The sequence below is a fragment of the Massilia sp. UMI-21 genome, assembly GCA_015277795.1.
In the GTDB taxonomy this organism is placed as follows: domain Bacteria; phylum Pseudomonadota; class Gammaproteobacteria; order Burkholderiales; family Burkholderiaceae_D; genus Telluria.
The window spans coordinates 982,542-1,002,645 of sequence record CP063848.1; the positions used below are offsets into that span (position 1 = coordinate 982,542).

The 20,104-nt window shown below is 66.0% G+C and carries 14 protein-coding genes and 1 tRNA gene; 10 read left to right on the forward strand and 5 right to left on the reverse strand.

Features of this window, described 5'->3' with window-relative positions:
* Window positions 1-61 precede the first annotated feature (61 nt).
* Window positions 62-3,358, forward strand: a complete 3,297-nt coding sequence (locus IM543_04345) for a helicase (protein ID QOY95129.1) — start codon at window positions 62-64, stop codon at window positions 3,356-3,358.
* A gap of 13 nt (window positions 3,359-3,371) precedes the next feature.
* Here the strand turns inward: IM543_04345 and IM543_04350 are convergent, their stop codons facing one another.
* The 3 genes from IM543_04350 to IM543_04360 all read right to left on the reverse strand — a co-directional run bounded on the left by IM543_04350 (window position 3,372) and on the right by IM543_04360 (window position 5,711).
* Entirely contained in the window at window positions 3,372-4,709 is a 1,338-nt protein-coding gene (locus IM543_04350; protein QOY95130.1) for a diguanylate cyclase, read from the reverse strand.
* A 55-nt stretch (window positions 4,710-4,764) separates the two neighbouring features.
* Entirely contained in the window at window positions 4,765-5,139 is a 375-nt protein-coding gene (locus IM543_04355; GenBank protein ID QOY95131.1) for a VOC family protein, read from the reverse strand.
* A 116-nt stretch (window positions 5,140-5,255) separates the two neighbouring features.
* Complete coding sequence (locus tag IM543_04360) at window positions 5,256-5,711, reverse strand: fasciclin domain-containing protein (GenBank protein QOY95132.1); 456 nt, start codon at window positions 5,709-5,711, stop codon at window positions 5,256-5,258.
* A gap of 244 nt (window positions 5,712-5,955) precedes the next feature.
* Between IM543_04360 and IM543_04365 the strand changes: the two genes are divergently transcribed.
* Together IM543_04365 and IM543_04370 are read left to right on the forward strand one after the other, a co-directional pair.
* On the forward strand, window positions 5,956-7,605 hold the full coding sequence (locus IM543_04365; protein QOY95133.1) for a M28 family peptidase: 1,650 nt from the start codon (window positions 5,956-5,958) through the stop codon (window positions 7,603-7,605).
* Between the two features lie 190 nt (window positions 7,606-7,795).
* Complete coding sequence (locus tag IM543_04370) at window positions 7,796-10,726, forward strand: EAL domain-containing protein (GenBank protein QOY95134.1); 2,931 nt, start codon at window positions 7,796-7,798, stop codon at window positions 10,724-10,726.
* Window positions 10,727-10,772: 46 nt separating this feature from the next.
* Here the strand turns inward: IM543_04370 and IM543_04375 are convergent, their stop codons facing one another.
* Window positions 10,773-11,111, reverse strand: coding sequence for an alkylphosphonate utilization protein (locus IM543_04375; GenBank protein ID QOY95135.1), 339 nt, complete (start codon window positions 11,109-11,111; stop codon window positions 10,773-10,775).
* Between the two features lie 55 nt (window positions 11,112-11,166).
* A tRNA-Phe gene (locus tag IM543_04380) sits at window positions 11,167-11,242 on the reverse strand.
* 131 nt (window positions 11,243-11,373) lie between these two features.
* On the opposite strand from IM543_04380, the gene IM543_04385 reads away from it, so the two are divergent.
* The 7 genes from IM543_04385 to IM543_04415 all read left to right on the forward strand — a co-directional run bounded on the left by IM543_04385 (window position 11,374) and on the right by IM543_04415 (window position 20,031).
* Window positions 11,374-12,600 carry an FAD-dependent monooxygenase gene (locus IM543_04385; protein ID QOY95136.1) on the forward strand — a complete coding sequence of 409 codons (1,227 nt, stop codon included), beginning with the start codon at window positions 11,374-11,376 and terminating at the stop codon, window positions 12,598-12,600.
* Between the two features lie 32 nt (window positions 12,601-12,632).
* Entirely contained in the window at window positions 12,633-13,352 is a 720-nt protein-coding gene (locus IM543_04390; protein QOY95137.1) for a DsbC family protein, read from the forward strand.
* A 144-nt stretch (window positions 13,353-13,496) separates the two neighbouring features.
* On the forward strand, window positions 13,497-13,955 hold the full coding sequence (locus IM543_04395; protein ID QOY95138.1) for a (2Fe-2S)-binding protein: 459 nt from the start codon (window positions 13,497-13,499) through the stop codon (window positions 13,953-13,955).
* Between the two features lie 10 nt (window positions 13,956-13,965).
* Complete coding sequence (locus tag IM543_04400; protein QOY95139.1) at window positions 13,966-16,185, forward strand: xanthine dehydrogenase family protein molybdopterin-binding subunit; 2,220 nt, start codon at window positions 13,966-13,968, stop codon at window positions 16,183-16,185.
* A 4-nt stretch (window positions 16,186-16,189) separates the two neighbouring features.
* Window positions 16,190-16,777 carry a nucleotidyltransferase family protein gene (locus IM543_04405; protein QOY95140.1) on the forward strand — a complete coding sequence of 196 codons (588 nt, stop codon included), beginning with the start codon at window positions 16,190-16,192 and terminating at the stop codon, window positions 16,775-16,777.
* An 83-nt stretch (window positions 16,778-16,860) separates the two neighbouring features.
* Window positions 16,861-18,690 carry a M61 family metallopeptidase gene (locus tag IM543_04410; GenBank protein ID QOY95141.1) on the forward strand — a complete coding sequence of 610 codons (1,830 nt, stop codon included), beginning with the start codon at window positions 16,861-16,863 and terminating at the stop codon, window positions 18,688-18,690.
* 33 nt (window positions 18,691-18,723) lie between these two features.
* Window positions 18,724-20,031: an amidohydrolase gene (locus IM543_04415; protein ID QOY95142.1), complete on the forward strand. Its 1,308-nt coding sequence runs from the start codon at window positions 18,724-18,726 to the stop codon at window positions 20,029-20,031.
* Window positions 20,032-20,104 lie beyond the last annotated feature (73 nt).

Below are 20,104 nucleotides of genomic sequence, written 5' to 3' on the forward strand. Positions count from 1 at the left end.
GACGCGGGGGAGAACATCGGCGATAATGCGCGCTGCACTCACATTGTTGCCGATTCTCCCCATGCAATTTACGCTCGAAGACATCGTTCGCCAGTTCGACCCGACCACGTTCGCGCGCGGCGAGCGCTATGCCAGCGAGGGCAGGGTCATCGCCGCCGATGTCTTCGACAAGATGATCACCGGTGAAGTCGAAGGCAGCGGCTACCAGGTGTACAGGCAAACCATCTTCGTCGAAGCCGATCGCCGCGGTGTCGTCCGGTTCGACAGCGAATGCAGTTGCCCGATGTTCGGACATTGCAAGCACGTGGTGGCCGTGCTCCTGGTCGCCCTGCAGGAGATCGATCCTGCTGCGACGCATGGCTTGTCGCCGGCTGCCGAGCACTGGCTGCAGCAGTTCTCCTTTCTGCAATCCCTGACGCGGGCCGGACCGCCGCCCGCACCGAAAGAGCGGCTGGTCTATGTCTTGCTACCCAATCGTGGCGAGGGCGTGCCGCGCCTGCACCTGTGCAAGGCGCGCCTGCGCAAGGATGGCAGCATCGGCGGCGCCACGGTCCAGAACGATTTCTACCGCTTGCTGGCGTCGCCGCCGGCCTACGTCCAGGACGAGGATGAAGAGCCGATCCGGCTGCTTGTCGGCATGAATACGGGCAGGATGTACCAGCAAGGCGTCAAGCCGGCCGGCCGGCTCGGCGCCCGCCTGCTGGAACAACTGTGCCGCGAAGGCCGGCTGTGGTGGTCGGCATCGCTGACCGACCTCCGGCGTGGCGACCTGCTCCAGGTCCAGCCGGGACTCCCCCGGCACGGGCAGCTCGGCTGGCATGAGGATGATGAAGCCGAGGGAGCGGTCAGCCTGCGCTGGTGTTTCGAGGACGGCAGCGCGGTCGGCGAGATCCTCACGACCGAGCCGATGCATTATCTGGACGGCGGACTGCTGGGCGAACTCGCGCTGCCCGAGCAGCTCGCGGCGCTGCCGCAGCAAGTCCTGCAGCAGCTGGTCCGGCAAGCGCCGCGCCTGGCCCCGGAGCAACGCGCGGCCATGACCGAGCGCTTCATGGCGTTGGGGCTGGACCGTATCGTGCCGCCGCCGCAGGCCCTGCAGACGCGCCGCCGCAGCGACGTCCTGCCGACCCCCTGCCTGGTGCTCGACAGCCTGGCAATGGGCACACGCGGCAAGCTGGAATGGCACGATCATGCGATGCTGTTGTTCGACTACGCTGGCGTGTTGGCGCCCCCCGGGCAGGGCCCCGAACTGCGCAGGGTGGAAGGCGGCACGGTCGAACTCATCGAACGCAATGCGCAAGCGGAAGCGGCTGCCCGCGCCACGCTTGCCGGCTACGGCTTTGCCGCCCCGGAGGCCGGTACGGTGCTGGCGGAATTTCCCGACGCCCTGGTGCTGCCGGCGGAAGCGGCGTGGGTGGCATTCGTACGGCACGGGCTGGCGCGCCTGCGCGCTGCCGGCTGGCAGGTCGAGCTCGGCGCCGATTTCCGCTATGACTTGCAGGAAGTGCAGGAGTGGTACGCGGAACTGAACGAGGACGAAGGCGAGAACGCATGGTTTGCCCTCGAACTCGGCGTACTGGTCAATGGCGAGCGCCATTCCCTGTTGCCCTTGTTGCTGGAAATGATACGCGAGGCGCCCCGGGATTTCGATGCCGCGGCACTGGCCTCTCATGGCGACGACGAGGTCCTCATCGTGGCGCTGCCGGACCTGACGCGTGTTGCCTTGCCCTGGGGGCGCGTCAAGCCGATCCTCGCCACCCTGGGCGAGCTGTACTTCAGCGATCGCATCGGCGAATCCTTCCGCCTGCCGCTCATGGATGCCGCGCGTCTGGCCGAGCTGGAGCAGGCGGCGCAATTGCGCTGGATGGGCGGTGAGCGCCTGCGCGAACTCGGGCGCAAGCTGGAGAGTTTCGGCGGCGTCCGGCCGGTCGCAGCGCCAGCGGGCCTGCAGGCGACGCTGCGCCCCTACCAGCAGGCGGGGCTGGCGTGGATGCAGTTCCTGCGCGAGTACGGTTTCGGCGGCATCCTGGCCGACGACATGGGCCTGGGCAAGACCATCCAGACCCTGGCCCATCTCCTGGTCGAGAAAGAAGCCGGCCGGCTCGATGCGCCGGCACTGGTCGTGGCGCCCACCAGCCTGATGGGTAACTGGCAGGCGGAAGCCGCCAGGTTCGCGCCAGGCTTGCGGGTGCTGCTCTTGCACGGCAAGGATCGTTCGGCGCAGTTCGACCAGATCGGCCATGCCGACCTGGTGCTGACCACCTATCCGCTGCTGGCGCGCGACGAGGAGGCGCTGCGCCGCCATGCTTACCATCTGCTGATCCTGGATGAGGCGCAATATATCAAGAACAGCCGATCGAAGGCGGCCCAGGCGGCCCGCCTGATCGAGGCGCGGCATCGCCTGTGCCTGACCGGCACGCCGGTGCAGAACCACCTGGGCGAGCTGTGGTCGCAGTTCCACTTCCTGATGCCCGGGCTGCTGGGTGAGGAAAAGGCGTTCAACACGGTCTTCCGCAAGCCGATCGAGCAGCAAGGCGACAGCCTGCGCAGGGACTTGCTGGCGCGGCGGGTGCGACCGTTCATGCTGAGGCGGACCAAGGACAAGGTAGCGACCGAACTTCCTCCCAAGACGGAAATCGTACTGCCGGTCGAGTTCGGTGCGGCCCAGCGCGACCTGTACGAAACCGTGCGGCTGGCAATGGACCGCAAGGTGCGCGACGAGATCGCGCGCAAGGGGTTCGCGCGCAGCCAGATCGTGATCCTCGACGCCTTGCTCAAGCTGCGCCAGGTGTGCTGCGATCCGCGCCTGCTCAAGACGGCGGGCGTGGCCGCTGCCGCTGCCTCGGCCAAGCTCGGCGTCCTGATCGAGTTGCTGGACACCCTGCTGAGCGAGCAGCGCAAGATCCTGGTGTTTTCCCAGTTCACCAGCATGCTGGCCCTGATCGCGGAAGCATTGCGCGGGCGCGATGTCGAGTTCGTCACGCTGACCGGCGATACGGAGGACCGCGCCGCGCCGATCGCCGCCTTCCAGGGAGGACAGGTCGGGGTATTCCTGATCAGCCTGAAGGCGGGCGGCGTCGGGCTCAATCTCACAGCGGCCGACACGGTCATCCACTACGATCCGTGGTGGAACCCGGCCAGTGAAAACCAGGCTACCGACCGTGCCTGGCGCATCGGCCAGGAGCAGCCAGTGTTCGTCTACAAGCTGATTGCCCGGGGCACGCTCGAGGAACGCATCCAGGACATGCAGCGCCGCAAGGGCGAACTGGCAAGCGGTTTGCTGGATGCCGATGGCGGCCTGGCGCCTGCCATCGGGGCCGACGAACTGCAGGCGGTGCTGGCGCCCCTGGCCCCCTGAGGCACGCCGCCCTTCAAGGAAGGGCCGGGGTGTCCGCCATTGCCGGCGCGCCCGCTGCTGCCTGTTTTACATCGTACATGGCCTGGTCTGCGCGCGACATCAGTTCCTGCATGTTGTCGCCGTGTTCGGGGTAATGGGCGACGCCGATACTGGCCGACGTCGCCAGCACCAGACCGTCGCCGAGCGCGAACGGCGCTGACAGTGCCTGGCGAATCTTGTCGACGACCGGGGCCGCATCCTCGGGCAAGACGATATTCTCCAGCAAGGCCACGAATTCGTCGCCGCCCAGGCGCGCGAGCGTGTCGCTGTCGCGCACGCAGGCAGCGATCCGGTGCGCGACCTGCTGCAGCAAGCGGTCGCCGACCAGGTGACCATGCTGATCGTTCACTTGCTTGAAACGGTTCAGGTCGATGAACAGCAGCGCCAGCCTGGTGTGCTGGCGCTGGGCGCGCGCGAGCGCCGTGCCGAGCCGGTCGTGGAACAGGCGCCGGTTGGGAAGGTGCGTGAGCTCGTCGTGCATCGCCATGAAGTGCATACCGGCCTGCAACTGCTTGCGCTGGATGGCGGCGGCAAGCTGGTTCGCCACGAACAGCAGCAGGTTACGGTCCTGGTGACTGTAGGTGCCGCCGCTCGTGCCGTGCAGGACCAGTGCCCCGAGCGTGCTCTGGCCGGCCGGCAAGGGAACCGCCAGCATCGACACGCCTGGCGCCGGCGGCGGTCCGTCGGCTTCGCTCGACGGCGCCAGCAGCATCGGCGCCTGCCTGGCCACGACCGCCTCGCACAAGCTGCGCATCGGCGTCTCGAGCCGGATGTCGCAGACCTGATGGGCAAAGCGCAGGCTGTCGCCCGGCCCGTCGCGCAGGGCCACCGCATATCCGGCTGCGGGCAGCAGCTCGCCGATGATCTCGTGGCTGCGCTGGAACAGGCCGGCCAGGTCTTCGTTCACGTGGGCGGCTTCGGACAGCGCATACAGTGCGGCCTGAACCGCTTGAGCCTGCTTCAGTTCGGTCACGTCGCGGGCCACCGCGACCCGTACCCGGTCGGTTTCCGACCAGCGCGCCGACCACATGATGTGCACGATACTGCCATCCTTGCGCAGGTAGCGGTTCTCGAAATGGATATGGGACCGGCCTCGCATGACGGCCTGGGCGGCGGCCAGGGTGCGCTCGCGATCGGCGGGCAGCACCAGGTCGGCGACTGCCTTGCCGACCATTTCTTGCAGGGTATAGCCGAAGATGCGTTCGCCGGCCGCACTGACGAACACAAACTTGCCGCCGGCGTCCACGACGCAGACCGCGTCAAGCAAGAGGTCGGTGAAGTTGCTCACCTGCGTGTCGATTCGGTATCCCATACGCATGTATTCTAATGGTGACCGGACCCTAGAATACTATGCGGATAATTATTTATTATTCGCCCTTGACAGCCTCGATCAGCTCGACGCGGTTGCCGAAGGGGTCTTCGATGCCCGCGCGGCGTCGGCCGTTGACCTGCACCTCTTCGCGCACGTCCACCCCGCGTTCGCGCAGCAGGGCGCAATAGGCCGCGAAGTCGGTGACGATGAACGCCGGATGCGCCTTCCTGGCCGGGACGAAGCCGGCTTGCGCACCGATGTGCAGCTGGCTGCTGCCGGTCTGGAACCAGAGCCCGCCGGAGGCGTTCAGCGGCGCCGGCTTGGGCACCTCGGTCATTCCCAGCACGCCGCCATAGAAGGCGCGCGCCTGCGCGTCGGTACCGGGAGGGATGGCGACCTGGACATGGTCGATACCGGCAATCTGGGACATGGCATTCTCCGCAGTGGTTGGGCGGAGCATTATCGCATCGCCTGGCGGCCATGCAGGCACAGTGCCATGGAACATGCCAGTCGTCGCCGACTGGCATTGGCCTGGGGAGGCGGGACTTACTTCGGCATGATCACCGAATCGATCACGTGGATCACGCCGTTGTCGGCGTCCACATCGGTCTTGACGACCCTGGCCTGGTCGACCATGACCGCGCCGCCCTTGGTGCTGACGGTCAGCTTGCTGCCCTCGACCGTCGGCACCGCGCCCGGCTTGACGCTGGCGGCCATCACCTTGCCCGGCACCACGTGATAGGTCAGTACCTTGGTGAGCGCGGCCTTGTCCTTCAGCAGGGCGTCCAGCTTGGCCTTCGGAATCTTGGCAAAGGCTGCGTCCGTCGGAGCAAACACGGTGTACGGGCCCGGACCCTTCAGCGTGTCGACCAGGCCGGCGGCCTGCACGGCGGCGACCAGGGTATTGAAGTTGCCGGCGGCCTTGGCGGTGTCAACGATATCCGCAGCCTGTGCCGTGGACAGGGAAAATGCCATGACGGCGCCGAATACGATCTTGATCATGTGTGCTCCTTGGTTGGGTTGTACCACGATTGCTTCATTCATCCTAGGTGATGAACCGGAATTTGTCGAGATTTGAACCGGATATAACATGATAAAGGCGGTTCAAATAGGTGTCACGAACCGCTGTTGTTGAGTCATCCTGATTAGGCTCGGTTCACTCCGTCGCACGCGTATTGAAGTGGAAACATGCGCAATAGCGTGATAATGTGGCCGCCTGCCACTTTCCTCATGAGGGAGCCTTGCATTGAAAAACCTGACTCTTGCCTTGATTGGCCTGGCCGCGACAACGGTGCACGCGGCGCAAGCGCCGACCTTCGACCCCAAGCGCCTGGCGCAGGACGTGAAGGTCCTGGCCTCGGATGAATTCGAGGGCCGCGGCCCGAACACCGCCGGTGAAACCCGAACCGTCGACTACCTGATCCAGCAATTCAAGGCGGCCGGCCTGCAGCCGGGCGGCGACCTGGCCGGTGGCAAGCGCGCCTGGACCCAGGACGTGCCGCTCGGCCGTTTCGAGATCAAGGGCCCGGTCAAGCTGACCCTGACCGAAGGCGGCAGCAGCCGCGAACTGAAGCAGGGGCCGGACATGGCCGTGCGCGCCTCGATGAGCGGTCTGCAGCACGTGTCGTTCAAGAACGCGCCGCTGGTCTTCGTCGGCTATGGCGTGACCGCGCCGGAACGCAAGTGGGACGACTTCAAGGGCCAGGACCTGAAGGGCAAGCTGGCGGTGGTCCTGATCAACGATCCGGACTTCGAGGCCGGGCAGGGCGAGTTCGGCGGCAAGGCAATGACGTATTACGGCCGCTGGACCTACAAGTTCGAGGAGATGGCGCGGCGCGGCGCGCTCGGCACCATCATCGTGCACGAGACCGAGCCCGCCTCCTACGGCTGGCCGACGGTGCAGAATTCGAATACCAATGTGATGTACGACGTGGTGCGCAAGGAGCCGCGCAAGTCGCACGCCCCGGTGGAAGCCTGGATCCAGCGCGACCTGGCAGCCGCCATGTTCAAGGCCGCCGGCCTCGATTTCGAGGCGCTCAAGAAGCAGGCGCAGACCCGTGCCTTCAAGCCGGTGCCGCTCAAGGGCGTCACCCTGTCGGCCGACTACGCCGTGGATACCCAGGTCATCAAGTCGAAGAACGTGGTCGCGATTCGTGAAGGCAAGAAGCAGCCGAAGCAGTATGTGATCTACAGCGGCCACTGGGACCACCTGGGCGTCGGCCAGCCCGACGCCACGGGCGACAAGATCTATAACGGTGCGATCGACAACGCCACCGGCATCGCGGCGATGCTGGAACTGGCGCGCGCCTATGGCAAGCAGCCGGCACCGCAGCGCAGCGTCATGTTCCTGGCGGTCACCGCGGAAGAGAAGGGCCTGCTCGGCTCGGAATACTACGCATCGAATCCGCTGTATCCGCTGGCCTCGACGGTGGCCGTGATCAACATGGATGCGCTCAACCCGCGCGGCCCGGCGCGCGACTTCAATATCTCGGGCAGCGCCAGGCTCGAGCTGCTGGACCGCCTGGTGGCCAAGGCCAAGGGCTGGAACATGCGCTACTCGCCGGATCCGAAGCCGGAAGCGGGCTATTTCTTCCGCTCCGATCACTTCCCCTTCGCCAAGCGCGGGGTACCGGCGATTTCCTTCGGTTCGGGCAAGGATTGGGTCGAGGGCGGCACGCAGGCGGGCCTGGCGGACGAAGCGGCCTACACCGAGAAGCATTACCACCAGCCATCCGATGAATTCGACCCGGCCTGGACCTTCACCGGCATGGCGCGCGACCTCGCGGTGCTGTACGCCGTCGGCGCCGAGCTGGCCAATTCGACGGCCTGGCCGAACTGGGCGCGCGATTCGGAGTTCCGCGTCACGCGCGACCAATCCGCAGCCGAGCGCAAGTAAGGAGCAAGGGCAGGGCGCCAGGCGCCCATCCGACGACGCCACCCGGGCTCTCCCAGGGTGGCGTTGTTCGTTCCGGCGGCGCCTGGCGTCCTGCGCGGCGTGCCGGAACCAATGATCTTGCCACAGGTCTTAATCTTGTTGTCTTCGAAGTAGACACGTTGTTCGCGCATGTCTTGAGAGGCTGTAAAGCATGGGGCCGGGGGCGCTTGACGACACCACCATTTCAGCGGAACTGGAGCAATCCTGCGCACAGGAGCCGATCCATCTGCTGGGCAACGTACAGTCCTACGGCTTCCTCATGGCAGTGGACTTGGCGAGCCGCTGCATTGTCCAGGTCTCTGCCGGGATACTGCGTCATTGGCCGGGACTGCAGGACGCCGAAGCGCTCCTCGCCAGCCCGCTGTCCGACTGGGTTGACGGCGGAGAAGGCAGCGATGCGCCCGACATCGCATCCCTGCCCGCGACGCACCCCCTGGCCCTGCCCTGGCGGCCCCGGTTCGAGCGCAGCTTTCCCGCGGTCGACCGCTCTGCTGCGTCGAAGTGGGAATGCCTCGGGCACCGAAGCGGACCGGTGGCGGTACTCGAATGGCTGCCGCTGAACGCCAACGCGGATGAGTTGTTGCGGCAGAACCAGATGTTTTCCGACTTCGGCGAAGTGATTGGCCGCCTGCGCCGCACCGACGGACTCGACACATTCTTCGCCGAGTGCGTCCAGGTCATCCAGGAAATGAGCGGATTCGACCGGGTGATGATGTACCGTTTCCTGCCCGATGGCTGCGGTGAAGTCGTGGCCGAGCGCACCGCCAACGGCTACCCGCAGCAATACCTGGGATTGCGCTTTCCCGCTTCCGACATTCCCAGCCAGGCGCGCAGGCTCTACCTGACCAACAAGCTGCGCGTGCTGGCCGATGTCGAAGACGCGACGGATCCGCTGCTTCCTCCCGTCTTGCCCGACGGAGAGCCGCTCGATCAAAGCCACTGCCTGTTGCGCGGCTTGTCCCCGGTACACCTGGTCTATCTCCGCAACATGGGCGTGCACGCCACGCTGACCTTGTCGATCGTGTTCGACGGCAGGTTATGGGGGCTGATCGCCTGCCATCACCATCGGCCCAGGACGCCGCCGTTTCAGCTCAGGGAAGGCATGCGCCAGCTGTCGGAGCTGTTGGCGGAAATCGTCAACATGCGCATCGAGACCCTGTCCCGCCTGGAGGCGGTGCAACAACGCCTGAAACTCGACCAGTTACTGAACGAATTTCATCAGGCACTGATTCAGGAAGGCGACATTCCCAACCTGCTGGAATTATGGATGCCCAGGCTGCTGCCGGCGTTCAATGCCGACACCATGGGGGTGCAGATCGGTACGCTCGCCTTTGTCGGGGGACCGGGCAAGCGCCAGGGCGCCACGCACCAGATACTCGACGAGGTCGGGGCGCGGCTGGACAGCCAGAGCCTCATCCCGCAGGTGTACATGCGCGACGACCTGCTGGCCCCAGAAAAAAATGGCCTGAGCTTCTTGCCGGAAGCGGCGGGCCTGTTGCTGGCGCAGCGGCATGACGAGGGCATCATCTTTTGCTTCGTGACGCGACAGGAAGTGGTGCAGCAAGTGCGTTGGGGCGGCGAGCCGGTAAAGGACTACCTGGTCCAGCCAAATGGACGGGTGCGCCTGGAGCCGCGGCGTTCCTTCGCTGTGTGGCAGGAGTCGGTGCGGGGGCATTGCGACCACTGGATGGAAACCGATGCGGAGGCGCTGCAAAACCTGCTGCGGATGTTGTGCGAGGTGAACAAGCTGCAGATCAACCGGCAAATGCAGGAAACCCTGCACTGGCGCGCCCATCACGACCATCTCACCGGGCTGTACAACCGCCGGGCCATGGAGGACGAGGTCTCGCGGCGCCTGGAAGACGGCCAGTACGACACCGCGCTGATGCTGCTGGACATGGACCACTTCAAGAAGATCAACGACACCTACGGTCACGAAACAGGCGACCAGGTGCTGCAACAACTGAGTGCGCGGCTGAAGGCGGTGATGCGGGAGTTCGACCTGCTGGCGCGCCTGGGCGGGGACGAATTCATGCTCCTGCTGCGGATTCCCCACCCGAACGCCGCCACCGCCCTGACCTTCGCCGAACGCCTGCACCAGTCGGTGGCCACGCCCTTCGATATCCGAGGGCAACAATTCCGTTTGGCGATTTCGGTCGGCATCGCAATTCCGCCCGGTCATGGCCGTACGGTCAGCGAACTGCTGCGGCATGCGGACCTGGCGCTGTACCAGGCCAAGTCCCAGGGTCGCTGCCGCAGCGTGGTGTTCGAACTGGCGATGGCGGCCAACCAGCGCGACCACTACCTGCTCGAACGCGACCTCGACGAAGCCGTGGAACGCAACCAGCTTTCGCTGGTGTTCCAGCCCAAGGTCGATCTCATCAGCCATAAGGTGGTGGGACTGGAAGCGCTGGTCCGCTGGAACCACCCGACCCGGGGCCAGAATAGCCCGGATTCTTTCATTCCGATCGCCGAGAACAGCGACCAGATCATCCGGATCGACCGCTGGGTGATGCGCAGCGCCATTGCTGAACAGGCCCATTGGCGTAGTCACGGCCTGGCAGGGCTGCCGGTTGCCATCAACCTGTCGATCGCCGATATCCTGTCGCCCAACCTGACCGGCTACCTGGCCGACCTGCTGGAGGAATACCAGGTTCCCCCGGAGGCCCTGGAAATCGAAGTGACCGAGTCCTGTTTCGTCCGCCAGCTCGACGAGACCCAGAACGTGCTGCGTGAGCTGAACGAGGCCGGCATCGCCACCTCGCTGGACGACTTCGGCACGGGCTTTTCCTCGCTGAGTTACCTGCGCCAGCTACCCTTGCAATGCCTGAAGATCGACCAGTCCTTCACCCGCAGCATGCTGCAGGACCCGAATGCCGAGAAGCTGACCCAGGCCATCGTCGCCATGGGCAATGCCTTGACCATGACGGTCGTGGCCGAAGGAGTGGAAACCCGCGAGCAGATGAACTGGCTGCTCGCCCATGGCTGCCACATCGGGCAGGGATATTTCTTCAGCCCGCCGGTGCCGCCCGAAGACGTGCACCACGTGGTCGAACGCATCGAAGTACGCCTGGCCCGCTGAAGGCAGACTGATGACAGCGCGAGAAGCGGCCGCGCGAGCTTGCCGCTCAGGCCTTGCGGACGAATTCCGACTTCAGGCTCATGGCGCCGAAACCGTCGATCTTGCAGTCGATATCGTGGTCGGCATCGACCAGGCGGATATTCTTGACCTTGGTGCCCTGCTTGATCACGCCGCCCGAACCCTTCGGTTTCAGGTCCTTGATGACGGTGACCGTATCCCCATCCTGCAGGATGTTGCCGGATGCGTCGCGCCAGACCCGGCCGGCTTCGGCCGCCGCGGCCTGCACGGGCCATTCGTGGCCGCACTCGGGGCAGGCGTACTGGCCGGCGCCGTCTTCATACGTAAAAGCGGACTGGCATTGCGGGCAAGGGGGCAGGGTATGCATGGGAGACCTTTGAAAACAAAAACGCCACCCGAAGGTGGCGTTTTTTTCTTATTCTTGGTGGCCCGGGGCGGAATCGAACCACCGACACAAGGATTTTCAATCCTCTGCTCTACCAACTGAGCTACCAGGCCAAGAGAGGCATGATTATAGCCAGCGGTTTTCATCTGCGCAAGCCCCCCGGCGCACTTCCGGCGGCCAGCGAGGCCGGCGGCACGCGACAAGTGGTCGAGCGCGCTGTTGACATCTCGCTATAATGTGTTTCATGACTACTACCACCAACATCGCCGCCCAGCACCGCAGCGACGTCTGCATCGTCGGCAATGGCGCCATCGCCAAGACTGCCGCCCTCGGTTTCGCCCAGTCGGGATACAGCGTCACGCTCCTGGTGCCGCCGGCGCGTCCGGCGCCGGAGACGCCCAGCACGTCTGCCGCGGACAAACCCTGGGACGTACGCGTCTACGCCCTGAATCACACGGCGCACGACTTGCTGGCCTCGCTCAAGGTCTGGGGCGCCCTCGACCTGGCCCGGGTGCAGGCGGTCGATGCCATGGACATCCGCGGCGACGGCCAGCAGGGCGGCAACCTCGGCTTCGACGCCTTCGGCGCCCACGTCGGCACGCTGGCCTGGATCGTCGAGGACAGCAACCTGAACGGCGCCCTGGACGCGGCGCTCAAGTTCGCGGCCAACGTCCAGCAGGTGGCAGGCTGCGCCTGTGACCTCACGTGCAGCGAGCAGGGCGCGACGGTCCTGCTGGAAGACGGCGCCAGGATTGCCTGCGAACTGGTGGTGGGCGCCGACGGCCGCGAATCCTGGGTGCGCGGCCAGTGCGACATCGGCGTCGATTACCGCATGTACCACCAGCGCGCCATCGTCACCAATTTCGCCTGCGACAAGCCACACCATGGCGTGGCCCACCAGTGGTTCACCTGCGCCGACGGCATCATTGCCTTGTTGCCGCTGCCCGGCAACCGGGTCTCGCTGGTATGGTCGGCCCCGGAAACCCTGGCCGACACCCTGATGGACGAGTCGCTCGGCGAGATGGCGATCCGCCTGGGGGAATATGCCGACGACAAGCTCGGCACCCTGCGTCCGCTGCAGCCGGAAGCCGTCAAGGCGGTGCCGCTGGCGCTGGTGCGCCCGCATTCCATGGTGGCGCCGCGCGTGGCGCTGGTAGGTGACGCCGCCCACGCCGTGCATCCGCTGGCCGGCCATGGCATGAACCTGGGCTTCGGCGACATCGTCGACCTGCTGGACGTGCTGCGCAATCGCGAAGACCGGCGCGGCATCGCCGACGAGCGCGTGCTGGCGCGCTACGCCCGCAAGCGCAAGGAAGACGTGTTGCTGATGCAATGGGCCACCGATGGACTCGAACGTTTGTTCGGCGCCAACCTGGAACCCCTACGCGTCGTGCGTAATTTCGGATTAAACTTGCTCGATAAATTGCCTGCAGTAAAACGCCGCCTGATGGCGCATGCGATGGGCAAGTAACCGGATATCAAGATCCCCTCTAAGGAATTGTCATGTTGAAAACGAAGGTCGCCGTCCTGCTGGCGACGGGCCTGCTCGCATCTTGCGTGGAAGCGCAGAACACCACCGAGGCGACCATCAAGAAGGCGCTCGAACCGCGCCTGGGCGGCGCCAAGATCGAGTCGGTCCGCGAGACCCCCTACGGCGGCCTGTACGAAGTGCGGGTCGCCGGCGACATCCTGTATACGGACAAGAAGGGCGAATACCTGTTCATCGGTCACGTCTACGATACCAAGACCTCGACCAACCTGACCCGCGCCCGTGTCGACGAGATCAACAAGATCAAGTTCTCCGACCTGCCTTTCGAGATGGCGCTGAAGCAGGTCAAGGGCAACGGCAAGCGCGTCATCGCCGTGTTCGAGGACCCGAACTGCGGCTACTGCAAGCGCCTGCGCCAGACCACGCTCAAGGAAATCGACAACGTCACCATCTACACCTTCATGTACAACATCCTGTCCGAGGATTCGTTCGTGAAGTCGAAGAATATCTGGTGCGCGCCCGACCGCGTCAAGGCCTGGGACGACTGGATGCTCAACGGCAAGCTGCCGCCGGCCGCGCCCGCCGCCTGCGAAACGCCGAACGACCAGATCGTGGCGCTTGGCCAGAAGCTGAAGATCCAGGGCACGCCGGCGATCTTCTTCACCGATGGTTCGCGCATCCCCGGCGCGATCGACCTGAAGGGACTGGAAGCCAAGCTGCAGTCGCTGAAGTAAATCGTAGGGTGGTCGGCTTCGCCGACCGCGCGTTCAAGCAGTGCCCGCTTTGTGGCAGTGCTCCTGCAGGCGGGACGCGCGGTCGGCAGAGCCGACCACCCTACAAAACAATAACAAACACGTAGTCCAAACAGGGAGCAGCACATGGTCACCTTGAACATCAACGGGCGCGACCTCCAGGTCGACGCCGACCCGGGCACGCCCATCCTCTGGGCGCTGCGCGATAATCTCGACATGACGGGCACCAAGTTCGGCTGCGGCGCGGCGCTGTGCGGCGCCTGCACCGTGCACCTGGACGGCAACCCGATCCGCTCCTGCGTCACGCCGATATCGAGCGTCCAGGGCCAAAAGATCACCACCATCGAAGCGATGGAAAACGACAAGGTCGGCAAGGCGGTGCAGGACGCCTGGGTCAGGCACGACGTGCCGCAATGCGGCTACTGCCAGAGCGGCCAGGTGATGAGCGCCACGGCGCTGCTGCGCACCAACAAGCATCCCACGGATGCCGACATCGACAACGCGATGAGCGGCAATATCTGCCGTTGCGGTACCTATCAACGGATCCGCGCGGCGATCAAGGATGCCGCCGCCACCCTCGCCTGAGGAGCGCGCAATGAAATTCGACTGGATCGACCGCGCCGCCGTGGCGCGCTCCGCCGGCGCCGGGCTGTCGCGCCGCGGCTTCCTGAAAACCGCCGGCGCCGCTACCGGCGGACTGGTGCTGGGCTTCACGCTGCCGGGCGCGCAGCGCTTCGCCATCGCCGCCGATGCCAACGCCAAGGTGTATGCGCCGAACGCCTTCCTGCGCATTGCACCCGACAACAGCGTCACCGTCATCGTCAACCGCCTCGAATTCGGCCAGGGCGTGCACACCTCGTTGCCGATGCTGATCGCCGAAGAGCTCGACGCCGACTGGACGCAGATGCGCGGCGAGCTGGCGCCGGCCGGCGACATCTACAAGGACCCCGCCTTCGGCATCCAGATCACCGGCGGCTCGGGCAGCATCGCGCATGGTTTCACGCAATACCGCGAGATCGGGGCGCGCGCCCGGGCGATGCTGGTCGCCGCCGCGGCCGAACAGTGGCAGGTGGCGCCTTCGCTGTGCACGACATCGAAAGGCGTGGTGCTTGGGCCGAACGGCCGGAAAGCCACCTACGGTTCCCTGGCCGAGGCGGCGATGAAGCAGCCGGTGCCCGCCACGGTCGTGCTGAAACAGCCGCCAGCATTCCGCTACATCGGCAAGCCGATGCGGCGCATCGATGCGCGCGCCAAGTCGTGCGGCCGCCAGCAGTTCGGCATCGACTTCAGGCCGGAACAGGCACTGACCGTGCTGGTGGCGCGTCCGCCGGTGTTCGGCGCGAAGGTGAAACAGTTCGATGCCGCGGCCGCCCGCGCCGTGAAAGGCGTGGTCGACGTGCTGGAAGTGGACCTGGATCGCGGCGCCAGAGGCGTCGCCGTGTTCGCAAGCGGCTATTGGCCCGCCAGGCAGGGCCGCGAAGCGCTGCGGGCCGAATGGGATACCGGCGCTGTCGAGAAAGTCGACAGCGCCCGGCAACTGCAGGCGTACCGCAAGCTGGCCAAGGCGGCGGGCGGCGCCGTCGCGCGCGCGGCCGACGTGGCGTCACTGAGAGGCGCCGCCCACAAGATCTCGGCCGTCTACGAGTTTCCCTACCTGGCGCACGCGCCGATGGAGCCGCTCAACTGCGTCGTCGAGCTGAAGGAGGATGCCTGCACCATCTGGGCCGGCACCCAGTTCCAGACCGTGGACCAGCAGGTCGCGGCAGGGCTGCTTGGCTTCAAGCCGGAGCAGGTCGCGATCAACACGATGATGGCCGGCGGCGGCTTCGGCCGGCGCGCGGTGCCGTCCTCGGACTGGATCGGCGATGCGGTGCGCATCGCCAAGGCCTGGCGCGCGGCAGGAAAAAGCGGCCCGGTCAAGGTGGTATGGAGCCGCGAGGACGATATCCGCGGCGGCTACTACCGTCCGGCCTACGTGCACCGCGCCGATATCGGCATCGATGCGAACGGCCGGATCGTCGCCTGGGACCACAAGGTGGTCGGCCAGTCGATCATGGCCGGCACCCTGTTCGAGCCGATGATGGTGAAAAACGGCGTCGACGGCACCAGCATCGAAGGCATGGGCGAGCCGTACGCCGTGCCGATGAAGCTGAGCGTGGAGGGCGTGCAGCAGAACGTGCCGGTGCTGTGGTGGCGCTCGGTAGGCTCGACCCATACCGCCTTCGTGATGGAAACGCTGATCGACGAGGCCGCGCACGCCGCCAGGGTCGATCCGGTGGCCTACCGCAAGAAGCTGATGGGCGAAAAGCACCTGCGCCACCGCGCGGCGCTCGACCTGGCGGTCGCCAAATCGGGCTACGGCACGAAAAAGCTGCCGCAGGGACGCGCCTGGGGCGTGGCCTTGCACGAGTCCTTCGGCTCGGTCGTCGCGTGGGTGGTCGAAGCCTCGGTGAGCGACGGCGTGCCGAAGCTGCACCGTGCGGTCGCGGGCGTGCACTGCAACCAGCCGGTCAATCCCTTGTCGATCGAGGCCCAGGTGCAGGGCGCGGCCCTGATGGGCCTGGGCATGACCCTGCCGGGCGCCGCCATCACGCTCAAGGACGGCGTGGTCGAGCAGCAGAACTTCGGCGACTACACGGTGGCGCGCATGAACGACATGCCGCAGGTCGAGGTGCACATCGTGCCCTCGAACGATCCGCCGACCGGCATTGGCGAACCGGGCCTGCCGCCGCTGGCGCCGGCGTTTGCCAACGCCGTGTTCCGGCTGACCGGCAAGCGCCTGCGCAAGCTGCCGTTCGACCTGGCCTCGGCCTGAGGCGATGTCGTCCAGGCGCCCCGTGTTGACCGGCATCCTGCTCGCTGCCGGACGGGGCCGCCGTTTCGATCCCCTCGGCGCGCGCAACAAGCTGCTCCAGCACTTGCCCGGCGGTGAACCCGTGGTCGCCGCCAGCGCGCGCCTGCTCTTGTCTTGTTTGCCGCGCGTGGTCGCGGTCGTCCCGCCGGAAGACGGCGGCGTCGCCGACATCCTGCGTGCACTCGGCTGCGAGGTCACGGTGTGCCCCGACGCCGACAGCGGAATGGGCGCCTCGCTGGTCCATGCGATCCGCCATTCGCTGCCGGCGCAGGGCTGGCTGGTGGCGCTGGGCGACATGCCCTTCGTGGCGCCGGCCACGCTGGCCGCGCTGCGCGATGCGGTGCAGGGCGGGGCGGGGATTGCGGTGCCGGTGCACGAGGGCCGGCGCGGCAATCCGGTCGCGTTCGCGGGTAGCCATCGCGACGCACTGCTGGGAATGGAAGGCGACCAGGGCGCGCGCCGGCTGCTGCAGATGGTCCCGGTGCGTGAGGTGGCCGTGCTTGATCCCGGCATCCTGCGCGACATCGATACGCCTGACGATCTGCCGGCCTGACATATGCATGTCATTATTTCCGCAGGTGATCGAATACGATTACACTAGGGCGCATATTTCGGCCGCCCTGATCATCTATCGATATGAAAAAACCTTCCGCCAAAATGAATCCCGCGCAGCCCGCCATCCTGTACACCATCGTTCCCAAGGACCTGGCCGGCCACCTTTTCAACGTCACGGTCACGGTCGCGACCCCCGACCCGGACGGGCAGGTATTCGCACTGCCGGCATGGATCCCGGGCAGCTACATGATCCGCGAATTCGCCCGAAACATCGTGCGCATCCGCGCCGAGAGCGGCGGGCAGGACGTGCTGCTGACGAAGCTGGACAAGCACTCCTGGCGCGCTGCGCGCGTGCCCGGCCCGCTGACCCTGCACTACGAGGTGTATGCCTGGGACCTGTCGGTGCGCGCCGCCCACCTCGACCAGACCCACGGCTTCTTCAACGGCACCAGCGTGTTCCTGCGCGTGGTGGGACAAGAACCGCTTCCGCACCAGGTGGACATCCAGCGCCCGGGTGATGCGGCGGCAAAGGGCTGGCGCGTCGCTACCGCGATGAAGGAACTGGGCGCCAAGCGCTACGGCTTCGGCACCTACGTCGCCGGCGACTACGACGAGCTGATCGACCACCCGGTGGAGATGGGCGAGTTCGAGCTTGCCACCTTCAAGGCGCACGGCATCGCGCACGACATCGTCATCACCGGCCGCGTGCCGAACCTCGACATGGCGCGCCTGCAGGCCGACCTGAAGGCCATCTGCGAAACCCAGATCGCCTTCTTCGAGCCGCTGACGAAACGCGCGCCGATGGAACGCTACGTGTTCATGACCATGGCGGTCGGCGACGGCTACGGCGGACTCGAGCACCGCGCCTCGACCGCCCTGATCTGCGCGCGCGCCGACTTGCCGAGCCTGGCCACGCCCAAGAGCGCCGAGCCGGGCGAGGGCTACCTGCGCTTCCTGGGCCTGTGCAGCCACGAGTACTTCCACACCTGGAACGTCAAGCGCATCAAGCCGGCGGCGTTCGCACCCTACGACCTGCAGGTGGAGAGCTACACGCCGCTGCTCTGGCTGTTCGAGGGCCTGACCAGCTACTACGACGACCTGATGCTGGTGCGCGCCGGGATCATCGGCGAGCCGACCTATTTCAAGCTGCTTTCCAAGAGCATCGGCGGCGTCCTGCGCGGCAGCGGCCGCCTTAAACAGAGCGTGGCCGAGTCGAGTTTCGACGCCTGGAGCAAGTACTACCGCCAGGACGAGAATTCGCCGAATGCGATCATCAGCTACTACACCAAGGGTTCGCTGATCGGCCTGGCCTTCGACCTGACCATCCGCGCCAAGACGGGCGGCGCCAGGTCGCTCGACGACGTGATGCTGGCGCTGTGGGAGCGCTTCGGGCGCGACTTCTACCAGGGCGTCGGCCGCGGCGTACTGGAAAGCGAAGTCGAGGCGATCTTCGACGAGGTGGCCGGCACCCGCCTGCGCAGCCAGTTCGAGCGCTGGGTGCGCGGTACCGAAGACCTGCCGCTGGCCAAGCTGTATGCGCCCTTCGGCATCAAGCTGGTGGACGAGCGCAAGGGCGGCAAGCCTTCGCTCGACGCCGGCATCGGCCGCGATCCGCTGGGCGCCAAGCTGACCCAGGTCCACGAAGGCGGCGCCGCGCACCGCGCCGGGCTGTCGGCCCATGACGTCGTGATCGCGATCGACGGCCTGCGCGCCATCGGCAACCCGCCCAATGTCGAGACCCTGCTGCAGCGCTACCGGGTCGGCGACAAAGTCACCGTGCACGCCTTCCGCCGCGACGAGTTGATGGCCTTCGAGGTGACGCTGCAGGGTGAGCGGGTGCCGTGCATCACGCTGTCGCAGGCGGTCGCCGGCAAGAAGTCGGCCGCCTTGACGCGCCCCAGCAGCGTTTAAGGCTGTTCAAACCGTCCATGCACCGAGGTCTACTTGAAATCTGCCCTGATCGCCGCCGTCCTGTCCTTCTTTGCCGCATCGGCGTCCGCCCAGCTTCCCGTCCCGCTGAAAACCGACGTCGGCACCCGTGTCGACGCCATGTACCCCTGGCTCGATACGGTCTACAAGGACCTGCACGCCAACCCCGAAATCGCCTTCCAGGAAATGCGCACCGCGGGCAAGCTCGCGCTTGAAATGCGCAAGCTCGGCTTCGAGGTGACCGACAAGGTCGGCAAGACCGGCGTCGTGGCGGTGCTGAAGAACGGCGCCGGTCCCACGGTGCTGGTGCGTACCGAGATGGACGGCCTGCCGATGGAAGAAAAAACCGGCTTGCCCTACGCCAGCCGCGCCAGGGCGGTGAGCAACGGCGCCGAGAGCTTCGTCGCCCACAGCTGCGGCCACGACATCCACATGGCCGGCTGGCTCGGCACGGCGCGCACCTTGGCCGAGATGAAGGCCAAGTGGAAGGGCACCCTGGTCTTCATCGCCCAGCCGGCAGAAGAGATCGTGTCCGGCGCCAAAGCGATGCTCGACGACGGCCTGTTCAAGCGTTTCCCCAAACCCGACTATGCCTTCGCCCTGCATTCCTGGCCGCTGGCCCATGGCACGGTCGGCTTCAATTCCGGCCCGGTCTCGTCGAACTCGGATGCGATCGAGATCGTGTTCAAGGGCCGCGGCGGCCACGGCTCGGCGCCGGACAAGTCGCTCGACCCGATCACCATCGCCGCCCGCTTCGTGGTGGACGTGCAGACCGTGGTGAGCCGCGAGAAGGATCCGAAGGAATTCGGCGTGGTGACCATCGGCGCGATCCAGGGTGGCACCGTGGGCAACATCATCCCGGACAGCGTGCAGGTGCGCGGCACCATCCGCTCGTACAGCCCGGCGGTGCGCGCCAAGCTGCTCGAGGGCGTGCGGCGCGTCGCGAATGCCTCGGCCGCCATGGCGGGCGCCCCGGCGCCGGACGTGCAGTTGATCGGCGGCGGCGCCGCCATCGTCAACAGTGAAGCCCTGGTGGCGAAGACCGAAGCCGTGTTCAAGGACGCCTTCGGCGCCGCCAATGCCCAGCGCATGCCCGCCATGACGGCCAGCGAAGACTTCTCGCTGTTCGTCAACGAGGGCGTGCCCTCGATGTTCTTCTTCACCGGCGTCTACGACCCCCAGGCCGTGCTCGATGCCGAGCGCGCCGGCGGCAAGCCGATCGCGTTCAATCATTCGCCGTTCTACGCGCCGGTGCCGGAACCGTCGATCAAGACGGCTGCGCAAGCGATGAGCCTGGCCGTACTGAATGTCATGGGCCGATAGCAGGCACGGGTGCCGACCTTGCCGGCGCCCATTTCTGGCCCGTCCTGAAAGTACTGCACTTGATCATAAAACA